This window comes from Phocoenobacter atlanticus subsp. cyclopteri, from assembly GCF_018343795.1.
GTDB lineage: Bacteria > Pseudomonadota > Gammaproteobacteria > Enterobacterales > Pasteurellaceae > Phocoenobacter > Phocoenobacter atlanticus.
In genome coordinates this window covers 1,629,625-1,650,688 of the sequence record NZ_CP074346.1, presented here as the reverse complement: position 1 = coordinate 1,650,688, position 21,064 = coordinate 1,629,625, and the positions used below count along the sequence as shown (strand labels likewise).

21 protein-coding genes and 1 riboswitch are annotated in these 21,064 nt (G+C 35.2%); of the genes, 14 read left to right on the top strand and 7 right to left on the bottom strand.

From position 1 onward, the window contains the following. Positions 1–50: 50 nt before the first annotated feature. On the bottom strand, positions 51–920 hold the full coding sequence (locus KGI96_RS07950) for an FkbM family methyltransferase (RefSeq protein WP_213156427.1): 870 nt from the start codon (positions 918–920) through the stop codon (positions 51–53). After that, entirely contained in the window at positions 920–1,753 is an 834-nt protein-coding gene (locus tag KGI96_RS07945; RefSeq protein ID WP_211599066.1) for a glycosyltransferase family 2 protein, read from the bottom strand. Before KGI96_RS07945 ends, KGI96_RS07950 begins: the two co-directional genes overlap by 1 nt. A gap of 124 nt (positions 1,754–1,877) precedes the next feature. Here KGI96_RS07945 and KGI96_RS07940 point away from each other — a divergent pair, with 124 nt between their 5' ends. The 4 genes from KGI96_RS07940 (at position 1,878) to pdxY (ending at position 5,438) form a co-directional block, all read left to right on the top strand. Beyond that, positions 1,878–2,630: a glycosyltransferase family 25 protein gene (locus tag KGI96_RS07940; RefSeq protein ID WP_211599065.1), complete on the top strand. Its 753-nt coding sequence runs from the start codon at positions 1,878–1,880 to the stop codon at positions 2,628–2,630. Next, positions 2,620–3,501: a glycosyltransferase family 2 protein gene (locus tag KGI96_RS07935; RefSeq protein WP_211599064.1), complete on the top strand. Its 882-nt coding sequence runs from the start codon at positions 2,620–2,622 to the stop codon at positions 3,499–3,501. The genes KGI96_RS07940 and KGI96_RS07935 overlap by 11 nt, the downstream gene beginning before the upstream one ends. 74 nt (positions 3,502–3,575) lie before the next feature. After that, positions 3,576–4,526, top strand: a complete 951-nt coding sequence (gene accA / locus KGI96_RS07930; RefSeq protein ID WP_211599063.1) for an acetyl-CoA carboxylase carboxyl transferase subunit alpha — start codon at positions 3,576–3,578, stop codon at positions 4,524–4,526. A gap of 48 nt (positions 4,527–4,574) precedes the next feature. After that, positions 4,575–5,438, top strand: a complete 864-nt coding sequence (pdxY, locus tag KGI96_RS07925; protein ID WP_211599062.1) for a pyridoxal kinase PdxY — start codon at positions 4,575–4,577, stop codon at positions 5,436–5,438. A gap of 66 nt (positions 5,439–5,504) precedes the next feature. On the opposite strand, the gene nudC is transcribed toward pdxY, so the two are convergent. Beyond that, positions 5,505–6,281, bottom strand: coding sequence for an NAD(+) diphosphatase (nudC, locus tag KGI96_RS07920; protein WP_211599061.1), 777 nt, complete (start codon positions 6,279–6,281; stop codon positions 5,505–5,507). Continuing rightward, entirely contained in the window at positions 6,282–6,758 is a 477-nt protein-coding gene (gene ybaK, locus KGI96_RS07915; RefSeq protein WP_211599060.1) for a Cys-tRNA(Pro)/Cys-tRNA(Cys) deacylase YbaK, read from the bottom strand. Positions 6,759–6,903: 145 nt separating this feature from the next. Between ybaK and KGI96_RS07910 the strand changes: the two genes are divergently transcribed. From KGI96_RS07910 to panF, 8 genes are all read left to right on the top strand, one after another. Then, a complete protein-coding gene (locus KGI96_RS07910) occupies positions 6,904–7,890 on the top strand; it encodes an oxidoreductase (RefSeq protein WP_211599059.1) in 987 nt (328 codons plus the stop codon). Between the two features lie 99 nt (positions 7,891–7,989). After that, the gene (locus KGI96_RS07905; protein WP_213156425.1) at positions 7,990–8,955 is read left to right on the top strand and encodes a TolC family protein; all 966 of its coding nucleotides are present in this window, start codon (positions 7,990–7,992) and stop codon (positions 8,953–8,955) included. Continuing rightward, the gene (locus KGI96_RS07900) at positions 8,931–9,539 is read left to right on the top strand and encodes a TolC family protein (protein ID WP_213156590.1); all 609 of its coding nucleotides are present in this window, start codon (positions 8,931–8,933) and stop codon (positions 9,537–9,539) included. The genes KGI96_RS07905 and KGI96_RS07900 overlap by 25 nt, the downstream gene beginning before the upstream one ends. A 17-nt stretch (positions 9,540–9,556) precedes the next feature. Then, positions 9,557–10,561 carry an HlyD family secretion protein gene (locus KGI96_RS07895; protein WP_211599057.1) on the top strand — a complete coding sequence of 335 codons (1,005 nt, stop codon included), beginning with the start codon at positions 9,557–9,559 and terminating at the stop codon, positions 10,559–10,561. A 3-nt stretch (positions 10,562–10,564) separates the two neighbouring features. After that, on the top strand, positions 10,565–11,773 hold the full coding sequence (locus tag KGI96_RS07890) for an ABC transporter permease (RefSeq protein ID WP_211599056.1): 1,209 nt from the start codon (positions 10,565–10,567) through the stop codon (positions 11,771–11,773). A 4-nt stretch (positions 11,774–11,777) separates the two neighbouring features. Beyond that, the gene (locus KGI96_RS07885) at positions 11,778–12,890 is read left to right on the top strand and encodes an ABC transporter permease (protein ID WP_211599055.1); all 1,113 of its coding nucleotides are present in this window, start codon (positions 11,778–11,780) and stop codon (positions 12,888–12,890) included. A 56-nt stretch (positions 12,891–12,946) separates the two neighbouring features. Next, complete coding sequence (locus tag KGI96_RS07880) at positions 12,947–13,192, top strand: YhdT family protein (protein ID WP_211599054.1); 246 nt, start codon at positions 12,947–12,949, stop codon at positions 13,190–13,192. Then, positions 13,182–14,606: a sodium/pantothenate symporter gene (gene panF / locus KGI96_RS07875; protein ID WP_211599095.1), complete on the top strand. Its 1,425-nt coding sequence runs from the start codon at positions 13,182–13,184 to the stop codon at positions 14,604–14,606. Before KGI96_RS07880 ends, panF begins: the two co-directional genes overlap by 11 nt. A gap of 99 nt (positions 14,607–14,705) precedes the next feature. On the opposite strand, the gene KGI96_RS07870 is transcribed toward panF, so the two are convergent. The 3 genes from KGI96_RS07870 to thiB form a co-directional block, all read right to left on the bottom strand. After that, positions 14,706–15,914, bottom strand: coding sequence for an IS256 family transposase (locus tag KGI96_RS07870; protein ID WP_213156424.1), 1,209 nt, complete (start codon positions 15,912–15,914; stop codon positions 14,706–14,708). A gap of 97 nt (positions 15,915–16,011) precedes the next feature. Next, complete coding sequence (locus tag KGI96_RS07865; RefSeq protein ID WP_213156423.1) at positions 16,012–18,297, bottom strand: YadA-like family protein; 2,286 nt, start codon at positions 18,295–18,297, stop codon at positions 16,012–16,014. 320 nt (positions 18,298–18,617) lie between these two features. Next, entirely contained in the window at positions 18,618–19,601 is a 984-nt protein-coding gene (gene thiB / locus KGI96_RS07860) for a thiamine ABC transporter substrate binding subunit (protein ID WP_211597006.1), read from the bottom strand. Between the two features lie 50 nt (positions 19,602–19,651). Further along, positions 19,652–19,771, bottom strand: a riboswitch (TPP riboswitch). A gap of 292 nt (positions 19,772–20,063) precedes the next feature. Here thiB and metJ point away from each other — a divergent pair. Next, positions 20,064–20,381 (top strand): met regulon transcriptional regulator MetJ, encoded by a 318-nt coding sequence (metJ, locus tag KGI96_RS07855; protein WP_211597007.1) that lies wholly within the window; start codon positions 20,064–20,066, stop codon positions 20,379–20,381. 57 nt (positions 20,382–20,438) lie between these two features. Then, entirely contained in the window at positions 20,439–21,044 is a 606-nt protein-coding gene (locus tag KGI96_RS07850) for a trimeric intracellular cation channel family protein (RefSeq protein ID WP_211597008.1), read from the top strand. Positions 21,045–21,064: the final 20 nt, after the last annotated feature.

Genomic DNA, 21,064 nt, shown 5'->3' with positions numbered 1-21,064 from the left:
TTTCAAAAAGCTATCTGGTTAATTATTTTAGTCAGATAGCTACAACATAATTAACCTAATACTGATTGATGCTTAGCATGTGTATTATACCAACCAGGTATTGGGCTTTCAGCAAATTCATTAACAATAGCTAAAATACCCTCAAAATCTGGGTGTCCTCTCAGCTTCCCATTATCTCCAAATAATTCATAGCCTCTAAAAATTTTTTGATATTGGGTAAATATTTGTGAATCAGTTTTCCAATTATTTGGTAAGTCTCTCCCAAATAAACCGCTTGAACCAAATGGAAATAGATGTTTAACATAATGACCTTCTTGTGTATTGCAAGGTTCTTTTTGTTGGGGGATGGTCATTTGATTAATGGCTTGAAAATGGTCATAACCAAGTTTCTTTAGTAATTTAATTTCTAAAATTAATTTCTCAAAACTTGTTTTTTCTGACTCTAAAGAAATATAGTCTGGTCTTTGCTCAAAATCTAATAAGGCTTTCAAACAAGCTAAATCCATTCCTTCAATATCGATTTTCAGATAATAAGGAATGCCATATTGTGCTAAACATTCAGAAAAATTAATAGCAGGTACCTCAATGGTTTCACTAGATGTAGAATACACTTGTGCATTTCTAATTGCCCACTCTTTTACTACAGTACCCCAAACAGGATTTTGATTATTTTTAAAAAATATGACGTTATAGTTAGTGTTGTTCCCTAAATCAGAGGTCTTAAAATCAATAATAGCCCCTTCAATAATGATGAGCTGTCCTGTCTGAATAGCATTTTTAAATCTTATTTTACATTGTTTAACTAAAGAAGGATTCGCTTCAAATCCAATCACATTAAACCCTTTTTTTAGGTAAAAATCGGTATCTTCTCCTTGACACATACCTACATCATAAATTAGCTTTTGTGTTGCGTGTTGCATCAGTGTTCCTTATTTGGCTTATTATAGGTAATAGTTATTGGTGTTCTTCCTTTTGTTGTACTTTGTAATGCCATTTGGCATTGTTTTAAACGTGTTACAATTGTATTTGTTATATTATTAGCATGAGCAATAACCTCTTCAGTGATAAGAGGATGATGTTCATTAAATAATACTGCGCGTAATAATCTTTCTGCGTGCATACCTTCTCGGCAATAGAGTTGAACACCTTGGTATTCTTCTTCAAATAATGTGCCTATCATTGCTGTTTTTTCAAATGCAATACCTAATGCACCATCTTCACCACCTAAATGTTTAAATAATTCATCTTGAGGAAAACCACCACAAGCCAATAAAATGTTCCGCCTAAAAATTGTGTTTCCTGCACCAGTCATTTGTAACGTTTCCCACGCTATTGGAAAATTAGGATGTTCTGACAATAGAGGAGATAAATTAATAGGTATAAATTTTAATCGAATTAAGCTCAATTCTGGTAAATAATGAAATGCCTCTGCAATAGGGTATAATGCTCCTTTCTGATAGGTATCATCAGCATCTAAAAAAGCGACTAACTCTGCTTGGCTATGTAATGTCGCCCAGTTCCTCGCACAAGCTACACCACTATTTTCTGGCATTTTTAAGGTAATAATATGCGGATGCTCTGCTTTTAGTCTTTGCATTATTTGCCAAGTATTATCTGTTGAGCCATCATCAACTAAAATAATATGTTGATAATTATTTTGTTGTAAACAGCTAGCAACAGCTCTTTCCAATGTATCACTTGCTTGATAACAAGGTATAACAATATCTAACGTAGGTAAAACAGAAATATTCATTATGCTCAATTATTGAAAAATAGTGTTGCACATTATAGCTAATAAAAAGCCATTGATCTAATTGATTATTAAACAAGCTCTAAGTATAATGCGAAAGAGTTTCTAATAAAAAATAAACCCTATAATGAATGAAAGTCGATTAGTCGGTTATGTTATCAATTTGGATCGTCACTCTGAACGAATTAAACGATTCTATCAGCAAGATGAGGCTGATTTTTTCACACGAGTCTCTGCTATTGATAAAAATATCCTTAACATTTTAGAAGATAATAGTTTATTTTTTAATCTGCAAAAAACCTTTGAATTGATTAACCGCTATCCAGCAACAGGTGAAATTGCTTGCACGTTATCTCATATAAAATGTTGGAAAGAGATTGCGAATAATTACACCCTTTCAGATAATGAATTTGCTTTAATTGCTGAAGATGATTTATTGTTAACACCTTATTTTAAACATAAAGTAAGAGCTGTTATTCAGCTATTAACAGAAATGCCAAATGTTGAATTGGTTATTTTACAAAAGTTAGGATTGCATAATCCAAGCTGGAGAATAACAGAAAGTGGTAACTCACTTACTTATTTTACGCCTCAAAACTATATGTACTGTAACAGTGATGGTTCTTCTCTTTATTTAATTAAAAAGTTGTTAGCAAAAAAATTGATATCATATTTACAATCTCAAAAACCTTATTGGCTTGCTGATCAATTTTCATTATTTGTAGAATTACAAAATATCTTAATGATCAAACCGTCAATTGGTTATGTTGATGAAACAATTGAGTCTGATATTGAGCAAGAAAGGGAACTTCTCAGGCAACAATACACTGACTTTAATGATTTTTTTCTTAAAAACACACACACAACAAATGAAAAATAAAACACAACAAAAATTTAACGTTGCAGTTATCAGTGCAACTGTAGGTAGAACTTCCTTACATAAGTGCATACAATCAGTGCAACAACAAAGCTATCCAGTGACACATTATATCTATATTGATGGTCCTGAATATGTGCAAGCGTCACGTGAAATTTTAAAAAATTATCCTAATGTTAACGTGATTGTGATGGAAAATAATACGGGAGCTGGTGGTTATCACAATAGTTATATTAATGCCAGAGCTTGTAATGAAATAGAAGCAGATATTTTTTGTTTTTTAGATGATGATAATTTTTATGATTCTAATCATATAGAAACTATTGTGAATGCTTTTAAGGAAGAACCTAACACAGATATCGCTTATGTAAACAGACGTTTTGTGGATAAATTTAATACTTATATTTGTGATGATAATTCATATAGTTTGGGGATCTTTGAACAACAAAATGAAGTTACCTTACCTATTAAATACAAAGGATATCAACAGACAATAAAAGCTATTATCAATAAACCTTTTATGAAATTAGTAGATACTAACTGTATGGCAATGTCAAAATCTTATGCCAAACGTCACGGTAGTGATTGGTCAGACAAAGGGAATGATATGTATGTATGGCAACAAGCCTTAGCTCGAAAAGCCAATTTGTTTGGTACAGGACAATGTACGGTTAATTATTTTATTGAATTACAAAGCACCTATGGTAAGGACTTTTTCCCTAGATTAGGTAAACTGTTAGGAATGGAAATCGTGACTGAACAAGATATTTTTGAGTTAGAAAAAGTATTTTTAATTGCAGTTAATAATACTGTTCCTAAAATGATAGGTCATAGTTTATGGCAGACTAAGGTGAAAGTAGGATATCTCACATAAATAGTTTTTCACTTTTTAGGCTAAACATACTAGAATAAAGAGGTTTGGTCGATTATGTTTAAAAAGGAAACAAAATGACACAAGAATATTTAGATTTTGAGTTACCTATTGCAGAACTTGAAGCAAAAATTGAAGCGTTACGTTCAACTGTAAATTCTGATGATAAAATTAATATTGATGATGAAATTAAACGTCTTCAAAAAAAATGTAATGAACTTACAAAAAAAACATTTGGTGATTTAGATGCGTGGCAAATCACCAAAATGGCTCGCCACCCAAACCGCCCCTATACTCTTGATTATATTGAGCGTATTTTTACTGAGTTTGATGAATTGGCAGGAGATCGTGCTTATGCAGATGATCGTGCAATTGTAGGTGGAATGGCTCGTCTTGATGGACGTCCTGTAATGATTATTGGGCACCAAAAAGGACGTAGTGTAAAACAAAAAGTATTACGCAACTTTGGAATGCCAGCACCTGAAGGTTATCGTAAGGCATTACGTTTAATGAAAATGGCAGAGCGTTTTAATATGCCGATTATCACTTTTATTGATACCCCAGGAGCATATCCAGGAGTAGGTGCTGAAGAACGTGGACAAGCTGAAGCCATTGCCCATAATCTTCGTGAAATGTCAAAATTATCTGTACCTGTTATTTGTACGGTAATCGGTGAAGGTGGTTCAGGTGGTGCGTTAGCCATTGGTGTGGGCGATAAAATTAATATGCTGCAATATGCGATTTATTCTGTGATTTCTCCTGAAGGTTGTGCGTCTATTTTATGGAAAGATGCAGAAAAAGCCTCAACCGCAGCAGAAACAATGGGTTTAACAGCGACGCGATTAAAAGAATTAAAATTGATTGATAGTGTTATTGAAGAGCCATTTGGCGGTGCTCAAAAGGATTTCGATGAAATCGCTCAAAATGTAAAACAGTGTTTACTTAAAGATTTAGACGATCTTGATACAATGTCTACAGAAGAACTTTTAGAGCGTCGTTATGCTCGATTAATGAGTTATGGTGCTTAAAATAAGTGGTAAGATGATGAAAGAATTTAATTATAAAAAAGGTTTATTATGAAAAATGTTTTGTCCATTCAATCTCACGTTGTCTACGGTTATGCGGGTAATAAAGCTGCGGTTTTTCCAATGCAAATGTTGGGCATTGATACTTGGGCGTTAAATACTGTGCAATTTTCCAACCATACCCAATATGGTAAATGGACAGGTATGGTTATACCCCAAGAGCAAATTACAGAAATTGTACAAGGTATTGATAATATTAATGCTTTAGCTGAGTGTGATGCGGTGCTTTCAGGTTATATCGGTGCGGCTAGTCAAGGTAGTGCAATTTTAGAGGCTGTGGCTAAAATTAAAGCCAAAAATCCAAATGCAATTTATTTTTGTGATCCCGTAATGGGACATCCTGATAAGGGCTGCATTGTGGCTGATGGTGTTGCAGAGTTTTTACGTGATGAAGCAATGGTAAAAGCAGATATTATTGCCCCAAATCTTGTAGAACTACGTGAGTTAACAGGATTGGAAGTAGAAAATTTTGATCAAGCCTTAAGAGCCGTTAAAGCTATTCAATCGAAAGGGGTTAAAAAAATCTTAGTTAAGCATTTAAGCAAAGTAGGGCAAGATCCTAATCAATTTGAAATGTTATTAGCAAACGAAGAAGGTATTTGGCACATTAGTCGTCCATTGCATACTTTTAAAGCAAAAGATCCTGTGGGAGTGGGTGATTTGACCAGTGGTATCTTTTTAGCGAATTTATTAAACGGAAAATCTGATTTAGAGGCTTTTGAACATACTGCTAATGCTGTAAATGATGTAATGACGGTCACTCAAAAAAGTGGTAAATATGAATTACAAATTATCGCTGCTCGTGAGTTTATTGCTCAGCCAATAAGCCAGTATAAAGCGGTAAAAATTAGCTAAATATGGGCTAAATTAAATATTAAGGGATACGTTTAATGAAACAGTATCCTTTAATTTTTTATCATTCTATGATTGACGACATAATGTTAATGTTTCCTCAATCAACCTTAACGCAATGGTTCCTTTTGGTGGTAATGGAGGTAACGGTTTATCATAATCAAACCATCCTGCATCAAAAATTTCCTCTTCTTGTAAGGTAATTTCGCCGCTCTCATAATCCGCTAAAAAACCTAACATTAAAGAATCTGGAAATGCCCAAGGTTGGCTACCAAAATAACGGATATTTTTAATTTTTATTCCTGTTTCTTCAAATACTTCACGTTCCACGGCTTGTTCTAAGGTTTCTCCTGTTTCAACAAAACCCGCTAAATTGGTATAAATGGTGCCTTTATGACGTAAATGGTTTGCCAATAAGATTTGATTATCTCGTTTTATTGCAACAATAATTGAGGGGCTAATTTTAGGATAAACACGGCTACCGCAAGCATCACAATGTAATGCCATTTCATCACTTGCTTTATAAAAAGGTTCTCCACAGCTACCGCAAAAACGATTTTTTGTAAAAAAATGATTTAAACTGACCGCTTTGTTTAATAAATAAAAATGTTGTTCTGATTGAAACAGTTGTGAACGAAGAGTAACAAAATGTTCATTTAATTCATTCTCTTGTGTGGGAATAAGCCATACAGGAAAACCATTATATTGAGCAATTTCAATTCCTTTTTTTCCTTCTAAACCACAGGATTGAGCAGTACCAAAGGGAATGTTATTATTGGGTAAATAAAGTTGAGATTGGTAAACGTGTAACCAATAACACTGTTGATGTTGAGGTAATAATTTCATCTAATTATCCTTAATATCAGTAAATTTTGCATTTGTGAGTTGGGCTAAATCTTGTGGAGCAAGTTCAATATCCAGCCCTCGCTTTCCGCCTGACACAAAAATAGTATTAAATTGCTGTGCTGAGCTATCAATAATGGTGGCTAGGCGTTTCTTTTGCCCCAATGGACTAATACCTCCCAGCAAATAACCTGTTGTTTTTTGTGCTACGGTTTTATCCGCCATTTCCATTTTTTTAATTGCTAATGATTGTGCCGCTTTCTTTAAATTAAGGTGAGAAGAAACAGGAACAATCATCACCGCCAATTTTTTCTGATCACCATTTTGAGCCACTAATAATGTCTTAAACACTTGTTGTGGATTTAATCCTAACTTATCTACCACTTCTTGTCCAAAATCAGATGTATTAGGATCGTGATCATAAGGATGAAGTATAAAGGGTATTTTGTGCTTTTTAAGTAAATTTACAGCGGGTGTCATTATTTTATTATCCTCAAAAATGAAATGAAGCGGTATGATTTTAATACTTTTTTGCAAAAAAAGGTAAATTTTTAATTTAATCATATCGCTTATTTTGATAATCAAATGTAGAATGAAGTGTTTATTATTTTAAAAGAGAATTAATATGTCAGATATTCAATTAGCAATTGTCAGTGATTTTCATACCGCTGAAAAATTATTGGAAGCACTAGAAAAAACGAACCTTAGTTTTGATAAAGTTTGTGCCGTTGAACTTGAAGTCTTTAACGAAGAGCAAGGGTTACGTTTTAATCATTCAAGTCTTGAGCAACTTAAATTAGATGAGGTAAATTGGTCACAGTTTAGCTATGTTCTTTTTGCGGGTAAGCCAAGTAATGCAGAACTGTTAGCTGAAATGGCTCAAGCAGGTTGTGTAGTACTGGATTTATATGGTTTAACAGCGTTAATTAGCGATGTGCCTGTTATTGTGCCTAGTGTGAATGATGAAGACTTAGTTAATTTACGTGAGCGTAATATTGTGGCGTTAGCTAATCCTCAAATTAGCCAGTTGGCTTTGGCATTAAAACCATTAAGAGATCAACCTATTCAACAAGTCTTTGTGACCTCTTTACTTTCAAGTGCCTATTTTGGTGAGAAAAAAGTGCAACAATTAGCAGGGCAAACTGCTCAGTTATTAAATGGTGTGCCATTAGATAGTGATATGTCACGAGTGGCTTTTGATACGGTCCCAAGTAATATGCAAGATGATGAGTCAACGTTACCTTTTTCTAAAGCTTTTGTATTGCAACTTGCAAAAATTATGCCAAATCTTACCGCTTGTACCACTTTTCATAGTGTTCAAGTTCCCTTGTTTTATGGTGCATCACAAATGGTAACTGTGCAATCTGAATTTCCACTTGATGCAATAGAATTAAGTGAGCAATGGAAACAGCAATCTTGGATTACCTTTAATGAAGAAGTGGTTATTACACCAGTAAAAAATGGTGAAGATGAAGAGACAAACACACTTCAAATTAGTCAATTAATCAGTAAAGATGAAAATGCTATTCAATTTTGGAGTGTCAATGATGAACAACGCTTTAGTGTGGCATTTTTAGGTATAAAATTATTAGAATTAGTACTTCATTATTAAAAAATATTGCTCTCAATAATCTATTTTATTTTTGGATATCCATTTAAGGCAGAAATTTGTTATACTTAGTGAAAATATCTGATGAGGTAAATATTCACAATGTATAGTAAAAAAATGTGGGGATTATTGGGAGCGATCATTTTGACAGGTTGTCACTTTCAAACAACAGAACCTTCTCAAGATGTTATTTCACCAGTAGCTACTCCAAAAGTAAATAATCAAAAAGCGTTGTCTCAGGTTGATGAAACCGCGGTAAAAATAAAAGCATTAGATTTTTCAAAACCTGTTAATTTTCAGCAAGCAGCAGATTATGTTTTACAACATTCTGATAAGTTACTGGCTGCTCAAACAGGCTGGCAAGCAAGTCAATTACAAGCGGATTCGCTAGATTTACATCAGCCTATGGTAATGATTGGTGGTATGGTGGGGCGTTATAATGTAGAAACGGATATAAATACAGCAGGTTTGACTGAGCGATTAGATAGTTATAAAAAACTTTTATCTAATCCTCAGATGTTAGGAAAATTACAGCAAATTGCACCAAATATGATAGGTAATATTGCTGAATTACAAAAACTCTCTAGTTTAGGCATAATGCCTGAAATTCCCTCTAATATTCATTTACAAAAACAAGATAATTTCTCAAATGCTCATTTGATGGCACTACTACCACTTTATACGGGGGGGCGTATCAATGCTATTCAAGAGTTTGCACAGGGACGAGCCGATGCAAATGCCACTGAAGTGGTAACCACCAAAGAAGAACTACTAAAAACCTTGATTAAACGTTATTTTCAGGTGCAGTTAGCGGAACGTGTTGTTAAAGTGCGAGAAGTTGCGTTGAAGTCAGTTAAAGGGCATAGTCATTCGGCAAAACGTATGCAGCAGTTGGGTATGATTTCCAAAGTACAACGTTTACAAGCAGTTGCTGCACTCTCTGATGCTGAATTTCAGTTAGATAAAGCCAAAGATAATTTACGCCTTGCACAACGAGCATTAAATTCCTTATTACAAGGTAAAAATATTAATACAGCAACAACATTATTTGTAAAAAACATAAATTAGCACCGCTATCCACATTTCAAACTAAGGCACAGGCACATTACCCCATTTTTGCTCAAATTAAAGCCAAAAGAAAGCAAGCAAAAGCAATGGAGCAGTTAAGTGATGCCGCTTGGAAACCAAGTGTTGCCGCTTTTGGTTCTTATCAACTTGATAAAGATCATAATTGGGTGGTTGGTATCAATGCTCGTTGGACATTACACAGTTCTGTGGATAGAAGCAAAATTCAACAAGCAGCACAAATGACATTAAGGCAAGTTGATGCGATTTATCGTCAGGTAGAAAAAGATATTAATTTGTTAGTAGAAAAAAACTGGCTTGCTGTTGATGATACTCGCCAACGTTATCAATCTCTTGCGAAAGAAGAAACGCTCGCACAACAAGTTCTTAAATTACATCGAGCAGGTTTTAAAGAGGGTATCAATACAGTTATTGAATTAAATGATGCACAAGCAAAATTAGTTAAAATTCAAACTGAACGTGCTAATGTGGCTTATGAGTATGTAATAGCATTGGCAGAATTATTAGAATCAACAGGAAATCTTCACACTTTTGTCGATTATATTCCAACAAGTTTAAAGCATTAAAATAAAGTGAGAAAACAATGAAAGAAAACACTAAAAAAGCACTGAAACCTATTTTAGGATTAGTTATATTAGGTCTTGTTATTGTCTTTATTATTTGTGGATATTTAAAGGTCTCTGAGCCTGAACCTGTAGTATTACAGGGGCAAATGGAAGCCCACGAGGTAAATATTGCCAGTAAAATATCTGGACGTATTGATAAAATTTATATTCAAGAAGGCGATAAAATCACAAAAGGCTCACCAATTTTACATTTTGATAGCCCAGAAATTGCCGCCAAAGTCGCTCAAGCTGAAGCTGTTCGAGATGCCGCCTCCTCGGTAGCAAATAAAGCGGAAGCTGGAGCAAGAACCCAAGAAAAAGAAATGGCATTTAAACAAATGCAACGTGCAAAAGCAGGCTTAGATGTAATGAACAAAACGTGGAAAAGGGTTAATACATTAACAAAAGAAGGATTATTAAGCCAACAAAAAGCCGATGAAGTCAAAGCGAAATACCTAAGTTCACAAAAATTATATGAAATAGCAAAAGCACAATATGAAATGGCACAAGAAGGCGCGAGAAAAGAAGATATTTCTGCTGCAAAAGCCAAAGCTCGTCAGGGGCAAGCGGTGTTTGATGAAGCGCTTGTTGCAAAAGATGAAATGCAATTAAAAAGTCCTGTTGATGGTGAAATCGCAGAAATCATACCAAATGTAGGTGAAATTATTGCTAAAGGTGTACCTGTTGTTACAGTCGTGAATTTACAAGAGCAACGTTTAGAGTTAAACGTCCGTGAAGATTACCTTAAATATTTTGCGATTAACCAAACCTTTGAAGGAACTATCCCTGCATTAGACAATTTAAAAGTGACTTTTAAAGTCTATGCAAGTTCTGTCTTACCTGATTTTGCGACGTGGCGACCAACTCGTACTGATCAAGGTTTTGATATGCGTACATTTTTAGTTAAATCACATCCTGAAAAACCGATCGAAAAAATGCGACCAGGGATGAGTGTATTGGTTGAGTTACCGAGAGGTAAGTAATCTATGTTGAGTTTGTGGCGTATCTTTGTACGTAGTGCGATATGGGAATGGCGAATTATCCAACGTCACCGAGTAGAGCGAGTATTGCTGGTTTTACTACCAGCACTGACTATTGGCATAATTTGGTATACCTTTTCAGCTTCACAAGTTCGTAATTTACCCATTGGCGTGATTGACAAAGATAATACAACGTTATCTCGAAAATTGATTTCAATGGTTGATGCTTCGCCGAATGTTGCAGTTACTACACATTTTCGAGATGCTCAAGAAATGAAACTCGCCATACAAGATACTGAAGTTTATGCAACATTAATTATTCCAGCAGATTTTTCACATCGTATTCATCAACTTAAAGTAAGCCCTGTTAATTTAGTTGTAAATGCACAATATGGTACACATTCAGGGATCATTCAATCTGGTGTTGGCAGTGCCGTCAGAACATTTTCAGCTGGTATTGAACTACGTTTACGAACCAAAATGGGAATGATGAAACAACAAGCTCTTGATAGTCTTATTCCAATTAAACCCAATGTCAAAATGGCATTTAATCAATCTCTTAATTATCAACAATTCTTGGCAAGTACGATTATTCCTGCATTATTGCATATCTTAGCCACAGTAGTAGGTGTTGGTGTGATAGGGCGAGAATTACGCCACAGTACGCTTGGTTGGTGGTTTGCAGGTGTATCCAAATACGAAAGTGAGCAAGTTCCTCGTATTTTAGCTCTTTTTGTGGCTTTAAAAGGTAAATTATTTTGGCACTCATTAATATTTTGTACTTGGATTACCATTGCAATTATACTGGCTACTTGGCACAATCCACCATCTTTTGAAAATTTATGTATCACCATATTGAATGGCTGGTTATTAATGATTATTTCCTTATGGCTTGGCGTGGTATTAACTGTAACAACAATGTCTAACCGAATGGGTTTATCTAATGCAGGAATTATCACTGCCCCTGCCTTTGCATTTTCAGGTGTAACCTATCCGTTAGTGGCAATGCCTAAAGTTGCGCAAATTATTGCAACAATGTTACCGCTTACCCACTATCTACAATCGCAAATTGCTCAAATTCAAACTCAACAAAATTGGCATTTAGGATTAGCAACCAGTTATGGTTTTATTATTGCTATTATTATAATGATGATATTAGCAACACTATTTACAGCAATAGCATTAAAACGTAAGCATCGTTGGGGTATGAGGTAAAAAAATGAATACATTTATTGCCGCAATACGAGACACATTTAAAAGTATTTTTACGGATGCTGGAGTATTACTTCTTCTCATTATTGCCCCCATTATCTATGGGTTATACTACCCCTTACCTTATAGCACTGAAATTGTACGAAATGTACCAGTGGCGATTGTTGATAATGCTCACGATAGTTTATCTCGTAAAATGATCCGAATGATCACCGCTACACCAACAGTGACAGCAAAGGTAGTTAGTGATGAAAGGCAAGCCAAAGAGTTATTACTTGAAGATAAAATAATGGCATTAATGGTTATTCCTGAAAATTTACAACGCAACGTAATTTTAGGGAAACCAGCAACCGTCAATATGATAGGTAATGGAAACTATGTTCTTGCCAGTAAATACGCACAACAATCTATGGCAAGTGCAGTACTCGCACTATCCGCAGGTATTGAAATTAAAAAATTATTACCTTTTGTAAAAAGTTATCAAAACGTGACCGCTATTAGAGATCCCGTCCCCTTACAAATTCAGCCTCTTTACAACCAAACAGAAGGTTATGGAAGTTATGTTGTACCTGCAGTAGCTTGGTTAATTCTACAACAAACGTTACTCATTGCCTGTGCAATGTTAGTGAGTACTTGGTATGAAAATCACAAAGCCTATGCTTCTGCAACTCAATGGTTGGGTCGATTAACTACTATTAGTATTATTCATTATGTTATCTGTTTGGGTTATACAGGGAGTATGTTTAGTTTTTGGGGATACCCTTCAGGAGCAAATCCAATCGGGAATTTATTTTTGATTGCATTATTCTCCCCTTGTGTGGCGACTTTAGGTTGCTTATTGGGGTTACTGATTAAAGACCGTGAACGAACAATGCAAATTTTAGTTTTTTCAGCCTTGCCAATGTATTTTATGAGTGGGTTTTCTTGGCCCGCAGATCTATTACCAATCCCCTTACAATATTTGCGTTGGATTTTCCCTAGCACCAGTGTTATTCAAGCAGGTGTTAGCTTAAATCAACTGGGTGGCACAGTGCTTGATAATCTTCATTATTTTATTGCACTAGGAATCATTACTTGGCTTGGTTTAGCAATGCTATTTTGGTTTGGAAAAAAAGAATAAAAATGTTAACATTTTGTAAATTTTTATAAAAATATGACCGCTTCAAGGAACAATTAATGAAATTATCTGTTACTCAACAGCTTCTTAAAGAAGCTCGCTGGGCGTTGGCTCTTACTGTTTTTTATATTGTGGGTTGGGTTGGATTTGGTTATTTTTCTCCAGCAGGCAAAGGAATGTTAGGTTTTCCTATTTGGTTTGAGTTTGCTTGTATTTACTTCCCTCTATTATTCATTTTTATCACCTTTACTGTTGTAAAAGTCGTTTACAAAGAAATGGACCTTGAGGTAGATGATGAATCTTGATATGTTAGTTCCCTTAATTGCTTACTTGCTATTTGTATTTGGTGTAGCATTTTACGCTTATCAAAAACGTAAAGGACAAAGTTTCTTAAACGAATATTATATGGGTAGTCGCTCAATGTCTGGCTTTGTATTAGCAATGACAACAGCGGCAACTTATGTAGGTGCAAGTTCTTTTATTGGCGGACCAGGTGCGGCTTATAAATTTGGTTTAGGTTGGGTTTTATTGGCAATGATCCAAGTCCCAGTGGTTATATTAACTTTAGGGGTGTTAGGGAAACGCTTTGCCATATTGGCACGTAAAACTAACAGCGTCACTATTAATGATTTACTTTATGCACGTTATAAAAATCGTTTTGTTGTTTGGGTCGCCAGTTTCTCATTACTGATTTCTTTCTTTGCAATGATGACGGTGCAATTTTTTGGTGCAGGACGTTTACTTGAAACAACTTTAGGTATTCCCTATCAAACCGCAATTTTAATTTTTGCGTTAACCGTTGGAATTTATACCTTTATTGGTGGTTTTCGTGCCGTCGTACTCACGGATACTATTCAAGGTATTGTAATGATAGTGGGAACCACCTTATTACTTGGTGGAGTCATTTATGCAACTGGTGGGGTAAGTGCTGCAATCAAAACATTAGAAAATATTGATCCAAATTTAATTAGCCCTTATGGGATTGAAGCTCGTCCGCTGGATTTTACTTTTATGTTATCATTTTGGGTACTTGTTTGCTTTGGAATTATGGGATTACCAACCCTTGTGGTCAGAAGTATGGCGTATAAAGATAGCAAGGCATTACATCAAGGCATTATTATTGGAACCGTTGTTGTCGCATTTTTAATGTTAGGAATGCATTTATCTGGTGTGCTGGGGCGTGCTTTAGATCCAAATTTAACGGTGTCTGATAAAATTATTCCAACACTAATGCTACAAGTAATGCCTCCTATGGTAGCAGGTATTTTTCTGGCAGCACCAATGGCAGCCATAATGTCTTCTATTGATTCAATGTTAATCCAAGCTTCTTCAACGTTAATTAAAGATTTATACATTGCCATCAAACCAGAAGCTATTCATAACGAAACCAAAATTAAACGACTTTCTACCTTAACCACCTTAATCTTTACCTTATTACTTATTATTGCAGCACTCAATCCACCTGATATGTTAATTTGGCTAAATTTAAATGCGTTAGGAGGATTAGAAGCGACTTTCTTTTGGGTAATTCTACTTGGTTTTTTATGGAAAAAAGCCAATGCAATGGGGGCTATTTTCTCTATGATAGGTGGTTTAGGGAGTTATGGTATGTTAGTGATAACAGAAATTAAACTCTTTAATTTCCACGCTATTGTACCAGCGATATTTGTTGGATTAATCGCATTTTTGATTGGGAATATACTACAAGCTAAAAAATAATTCATTTCTCCAAAAGAGGGGATATGAAAAAATAGGGTTCAAAACTATCTTTGAACCCTAAACCGAGACTGTCTCCTAAACTGTGTAACTGCAATTTAGTTAAAGATAATCAGCTAAGCGATCATCAAACTCAATCATAAACTTATTGAGAGCTAATTTCCAGTCTCTAATTGGCATTGTCCATTTTTTAGAGGCATTTTGAATAGCCAGATAAACAACTTTTTTTGCTGAGTCATCTGTTGGGAATAATTTTCTTTTATTGATGACTTTGCGAATAACACTATTGACAGACTCAATAGCATTCGTCGTATAAATGGCTTTTCTGATGTCCTGTGGGTAGTTAAACAAGGTATTCAGGTTATCCCAGTGTTTATACCAAGACCGTGATATTTGCGGATATTTATCATCATAAGTATTCGCAAAATTCTCTAATTCCTGCAAGGCTTCATCTTCTGTCGCAGATTGATAAATTTTCTTTAAATCTCGAGCAACTGCTTTATAGTCCTTATAAGGCACATATTTCATAGAATTACGCACCATATGGACGATACAAAGCTGGATTTTAGTTTTTGGATAAACGGTATTAATCGCATCAGGAAAGCCCGTTAAACCATCAACACAAGCAATAAGGATATCTTTTACACCACGATTTTGTAATTCTGTCAGCATCCCTAACCAAAATTTAGTTCCTTCATTTTCAGATATCCACAACCCTAGAAGCTCCTTTTGTCCTTGCATATTAATGCCTAAGGCAAGGTAAATTGCCTTGTTAATCACACGTTTATCTTGACGGACTTTAACAACGATACAGTCTAAATAAACAATAGGATAGACATCATCAAGGGGGCGAGATTGCCACTCGATAACATCATCTAATAGTGCATCTGTCACACGTGATACCAGTGTAGGTGAGATTTCAGTCCCATACAGGTCTGACACGGTTTCAGTGATTTCTCGGGTACTCATTCCTTGTGAATATAAATAGATAATTTTTGAGTCGAGTGTCGGTACTCTTGTTTGTCGTTTTTTGATGATTTCAGGTTCAAAAGTCCCTTCTCTATCACGCGGAGTATCGATAGAAAATTTACCTTCTTCGGTATAGACTGTTTTGGATGTCACCCCATTTCTGCTATTGCTACCTTTACGTATACCATTCTTTTGATAGCCAAGATGTTCATCTAATTCAGCATTGAGTGATTTCTCAAAGAAACGTTTGTGCAATAGCTGAGTTGCATTTGCGATATCTTCTTGTGAATCTAGTTGTTCAAGTAGGGCTTCGATTTGGTCGGTTATATTTGTTTTTTTCATGTTAGTATCCACCTTAATGTTTTTTGTATATTAAAACAGATACATAGTTATTTTTATAGTCTCCCTAAACCTATCAAACTACATTAAATCAACAGAATTACCATTGATAACCAGCACCTAATGTTGTACCAACGCTTCCACCAGATGTTGAATTAAGCGAACCTTTAATAATCCATTTTCCATCATTAGAAATTGTTGAAATACCTATTGCTATAGCATTCGCTCCTTTGTAGTTTGAGCCTGCAACAGCAACCATATTTTTACCCGGTAAATAAGCTTGTGGTAAACCTGCTACTGCCATTGAGCCAGCAATACCTTTATTAGCTTGTTTTTCAACATAGTTAATCGTATTTTTGACTTCATTAAGTTGAGAAACATTAACAGCATCCGTCGGGGCGGTACCGTTAGCTACACCGTGAATTTGATTTTTCCCCATATGGATAGTGATCTTACCAGTATCTGTTTTCTTCATAATCACATTACCAATATTTAGCTGATCAAATTTACTATTTGGTATTGTTGCACTATTATTAGTATGGCTACCTTTAGGGCTTTGGATACCTTGATCACCTTTATCTCCTTTGTCACCTTTCGGTCCTTGGATATCTCGGTCGCCTTTCTCTCCTTTGGCACCAGTATCCCCTTTAGGACCTTTCAGCCCTTGAATACCTTGGTCGCCTTTGTCACCTTTTGCTCCAGTGTCTCCTTTAGGTCCTTGAATACCTTGGTCGCCTTTGTCACCTTTTGCTCCAGTATCTCCTTTAGGACCTTTCAGCCCCTGAATACCTTGATCACCTTTTTCTCCTTTGTCCCCTTTATCTCCCTTAAAATTAGGATCATTTTTAAGTGCATCTTTATCTAATGTGACTAAGGCAATATCTTTACCGTCTTTTGTTGTTTTTTGAACTTTTAAGCCATCACCAAAATCAAAAGCAAGACTAGAAAGATTGATATCCGTTCCTTGCGTATAGTTTGCTCCATTTAAAGAACCACCATTATAAAAACTGATAGTAGGTAATGTCACCGCTTGTCTTAATTGGGCAACGTTAACCGCATCAGTATCATTTGTACCTGCCGCTAGTCCTGTAATTTGTCTTGTGTATTTACTTGTACCATCAGTATCACCAATTGCTAATGCACCTAATGTAGATTTCCAAGTTGCTGTATCATCTGCTCCATTTCTACCACTTACATCTATTCCTTTAGTACCCGGCATTCCTATAGCTTTTGCGTATGATCCTAATGCAATTCCACCTTGAATATTCGCTTCAGCATCAAAACCTAAGGCAATTGTTTTATTTGCCACTGCTTTTGATCTATAACCAATAGCAACGGCTTCTTCAGTACCTTGTCGCCATTGCCGAACAATATCTTCTGATGCAGATTTATCGGCGAAACCAGCTATTGTTCCCGCACCTATTGCAATTGCTCCTTTTGAAAGTGCTTGAGCACCATCAATAAATTTATAGGTTTGATCAGGTTGTTTATCGTTATAGCCCCCCATTGCAATTGAACCATCACCAATGGCTTTATTACGATATCCCAATGCTGTTGAATTAAACCCATAGGAGTGGTTTTCTTCGCCTAACCCAAAAGCATACCAGCCATCCACTTCATTTTGTTTACCTATTGCTACATAGCCATCTGATGTTGCTTTATTACTATTACTTTCAATCCCATCTCGATGACTTTTGTTATTATCTAAACCAACCATCAAGGAATGTTTTCCCTGTGCAATATTATTTTTACCAAATGCTAAAGCATATTCTCCTGCAACATAATTATTTTCTCCTCCTAAAATAGCACCATAAGTGCCACCATCAATTTTATTATTTACACCACCAATAAGTGTTGCCATATTTGCATTCACAATATTTCTCTGAGCAGAATTTGTACTCATTACAATACTATTATTTCCTTTCATAATATCTTCTGGTTTAGCATTTTGAGGTATATTTTCAGGAAGTGGATTAAAGGTTGTAAATGCCATCGAATGATCACCAATGACTTTTGCCCCTGCACCAACTGCTAATGAATTAATACCCATAGAATGAGCATCTCGTCCAATTGCAATAGCACTTGTTGGCTCTGGACCAAATTCCCGTTTCGTTGCTTGAGCATTATGACCAATGGCAATGGTGTTATCTGCTCCTACAATAGCATTGTGACCAACTGCAACCACATTATTAGGACGACAATCATCACTGTTTGGATTATTAGGATCTGTATTTACCATCGCTCCTTGACCGAGCAATACTTTAACAAAAGTGGTATCGGGTATTTTACCGTTACAGGTATCATTATAATGCCCCACATAACCATCTTGAAAATCAGTAGGAGCTGCATAAACCTGACAAGAGGCGAGGGCTAACCCTATAGCCAAGCAAAGAGAAGATTTTTTGTATGTATGTATGTATGTATGTATGTATGGTTTTTCATAAAACACCCCATTATATTAGTTGATTTATATAGTTTTGGATAAAGATTAACCTGCCCAAAAATATACATTTGATTGAGGGCATAGAAAAGGATGATTTTTTTACATTTTAGGGATGATTTTTTGATTTTTGTGATATATATCACAGATTAAAATTAAGATAATATCAATTTTTCATATAATTCATTGATGTGTAAGTATTGTATAGACAGGGTATGCCCTGTCTATTTGCTATATATTTTGTACAATCATACGTTTTACATTTATTAATTAGCCACTGCACTTTGCCATTCTGCTTGCCATTTTCTTAATGTATCTACATTAGGTAAAGATACATTTAAGGCTTTATATACAGGCATAGTCGCAAAAGCAGGATCAATATAATCCACAATAACAGGTTTCATTATGTTATGTGTCGCAATCACTTTTTGTACTTCTTTTTTGTGTAAAAAAGCCAAAAATTGGCGGGCTAATTTTTGTTGTTTACTGCTTTTCAAAATAGCGGCTACTTCAATTTGAGATAAATGCCCTTCAGAAAAATCTGCTGCAACATAATCATCATTTTTATCATACCAATGGTGATAGAGCGGCGAAGTGCTATAACTTAATACCATATCAGATTCACCTTTTAAAAATGCACCATAAGTTTCAGACCAACCTTTACCGATAGTCACAGTATGGTTAGCTAAATTTTGCCACGCTGTTTTTACTTTATCGCCATAAACACTGTTCATCCAGACTAATAAACCACGCCCAACTGTGCTGGTGCGAGGATCTTGATAAATGATTTTTATATCTTGACGATTGACCAATTCTGCCAAACTTTTAGGTGGGGTTTTTAATTTTTGTTTGTTATACACAAACGCAAACTCACCAAAATCATAAGGATAAAAAGTGTCATTCGTCCATTGTTGTGGCAAATTTAAATCAACGATTTTTAATTGATGTTTAGCGAATAAGTTTGATTTTTCCGCTTCTTGCAACGAAAAGTTATCTAATCCTAACATTACATCTGCTTTCGTTTTCTTACCCTCTAAACGAATACGATTAAACATTGTAATACCATCTTGAAATGGCATAAATTTCAGGTTACAACCACACTCTTTTTCAAAAAAAGGTGTTAATACTGGTGCCGCTCCCCATTCTGCCGTAAATGAATCATAGGTATAAACCGTTAATGTTGGCGTATTCGCTAAAACCGTAGTGGATAATACAAGTGTGGAAAGGATAACGAGTTGATGGTGTTTCATTTGATTTCCTTCTAAAAAATAAAAATAGAAGGATTTAAAACAGAATAATTAAATTGAACTGCCTCAAATCCCTACGCTGATATTACTCAGATCAGGTTCTATGGGTATTTCTCAGCTTTTGTAAAAAGTCACTAAAATGTAACCGCTTACCAGCACCCCAATGAGAACAGTAAGATTATAGAAAAAAGATCGTGATGATACAAGCTTAAACTTAATCAGTTAGAGGCGGTGAGATGTGATCAATTATTTGTAAATTTTTAGAATTATCTTACCGCTTATTTTATATAGCCACAAAAAAGTACGCCTGTCGCAGATAAAGCAAACAAAACCCTACAATAAAATTTAATTGCATCAACATCTGTTAAATTATGCTTAAAAACGAATAAGAAGTCTAGACGGCTATATTCATTATTTGTTAGAATGAGCCTTGAAATTTATTATTAAATTATAAGGACCCCTTAAATGGCAGATTGGAGTGGCGAATATATTAGCCCTTATGTTGAGCACGGTAAGAAAAGTGAACATGTTCGTAAAGTCACCGTTTCTATTCCAGTGAAAGTACTAGAAATTTTAACGAATGAGCGAACTCGTCGTCAAATAAATAATCTCCGCCACGCAACCAATAGTGAATTGCTTTGTGAGGCTTTCTTACATGCTTTTACAGGGCAACCCCTTCCAACAGATGAAGATTTAATGAAAGCCCGTCACGATGAAATTCCAGAAGAAGCGAAGTTAAAAATGCAAGAACTAGGTATTGATCCAAAAGACTGGCAATACTAAAGAATCAATTTGCAAATTTTGATAACTATCTTACCGCTTGATTTTAAAGGAGAATAAATGTTTCTATATATTGTCGATCTGCTTGGTACGGCTATTTTTGCGGTTTCTGGTGTTTCAATGGCATTTAGATTAAAAATGGATGCTGTCGGGGTTTTAGTGTTGGCGAGTGTCGTTGCCATTGGAGGGGGAACTATTCGAGATATTGTATTAGATGTTCCTGTTTTTTGGCTTACTGATAATAACTATATTTGGGTGGTCATTGCAACTTGTATACTAATGATTGTATTCACTAAAAAACCTACCCGTCTACCTTGGTATATCTTGCCCGTTTCTGATGCTTTTGGATTAGCATTTTTTGCTATTATGGGGGCTGAAAAGGCACTGCATTATGGTTTTTCCCCTACTGTTGCGGTATTAATGGGGACACTCACAGGATGTGGTGGTGGTGCAATTCGAGATGTATTGGCAGGTCAAATTCCCTTTATTTTTCAAAAAGAAATTTATGCCTCTGCTTGTATTATGGGCGCTACTGTATACTGTTTATTAGATTATTCTCACTTACCACGTTTTGTAAATGTTATTGTCGGAATTGTAGTAGTATTAGCTATTCGTTTAACCGCAATAAAATGGCAACTTTCTTTACCTACTTTTTCTAAAGATTAAAAATATCCATAAAAAAACCC

Coding starts and splice junctions, on each gene's coding strand:
- KGI96_RS07950 (WP_213156427.1), bottom strand. CDS start 920: ATGCAACACGCAACACAAAAGCTAATTTATGATGTAGGTATGTGTCAA.
- KGI96_RS07945 (WP_211599066.1), bottom strand. CDS start 1,753: ATGAATATTTCTGTTTTACCTACGTTAGATATTGTTATACCTTGTTAT.
- KGI96_RS07940 (WP_211599065.1), top strand. CDS start 1,878: ATGAATGAAAGTCGATTAGTCGGTTATGTTATCAATTTGGATCGTCAC.
- KGI96_RS07935 (WP_211599064.1), top strand. CDS start 2,620: ATGAAAAATAAAACACAACAAAAATTTAACGTTGCAGTTATCAGTGCA.
- accA (WP_211599063.1), top strand. CDS start 3,576: ATGACACAAGAATATTTAGATTTTGAGTTACCTATTGCAGAACTTGAA.
- pdxY (WP_211599062.1), top strand. CDS start 4,575: ATGAAAAATGTTTTGTCCATTCAATCTCACGTTGTCTACGGTTATGCG.
- nudC (WP_211599061.1), bottom strand. CDS start 6,281: ATGAAATTATTACCTCAACATCAACAGTGTTATTGGTTACACGTTTAC.
- ybaK (WP_211599060.1), bottom strand. CDS start 6,758: ATGACACCCGCTGTAAATTTACTTAAAAAGCACAAAATACCCTTTATA.
- KGI96_RS07910 (WP_211599059.1), top strand. CDS start 6,904: ATGTCAGATATTCAATTAGCAATTGTCAGTGATTTTCATACCGCTGAA.
- KGI96_RS07905 (WP_213156425.1), top strand. CDS start 7,990: ATGTATAGTAAAAAAATGTGGGGATTATTGGGAGCGATCATTTTGACA.
- KGI96_RS07895 (WP_211599057.1), top strand. CDS start 9,557: ATGAAAGAAAACACTAAAAAAGCACTGAAACCTATTTTAGGATTAGTT.
- KGI96_RS07890 (WP_211599056.1), top strand. CDS start 10,565: ATGTTGAGTTTGTGGCGTATCTTTGTACGTAGTGCGATATGGGAATGG.
- KGI96_RS07885 (WP_211599055.1), top strand. CDS start 11,778: ATGAATACATTTATTGCCGCAATACGAGACACATTTAAAAGTATTTTT.
- KGI96_RS07880 (WP_211599054.1), top strand. CDS start 12,947: ATGAAATTATCTGTTACTCAACAGCTTCTTAAAGAAGCTCGCTGGGCG.
- panF (WP_211599095.1), top strand. CDS start 13,182: ATGAATCTTGATATGTTAGTTCCCTTAATTGCTTACTTGCTATTTGTA.
- KGI96_RS07870 (WP_213156424.1), bottom strand. CDS start 15,914: ATGAAAAAAACAAATATAACCGACCAAATCGAAGCCCTACTTGAACAA.
- thiB (WP_211597006.1), bottom strand. CDS start 19,601: ATGAAACACCATCAACTCGTTATCCTTTCCACACTTGTATTATCCACT.
- metJ (WP_211597007.1), top strand. CDS start 20,064: ATGGCAGATTGGAGTGGCGAATATATTAGCCCTTATGTTGAGCACGGT.
- KGI96_RS07850 (WP_211597008.1), top strand. CDS start 20,439: ATGTTTCTATATATTGTCGATCTGCTTGGTACGGCTATTTTTGCGGTT.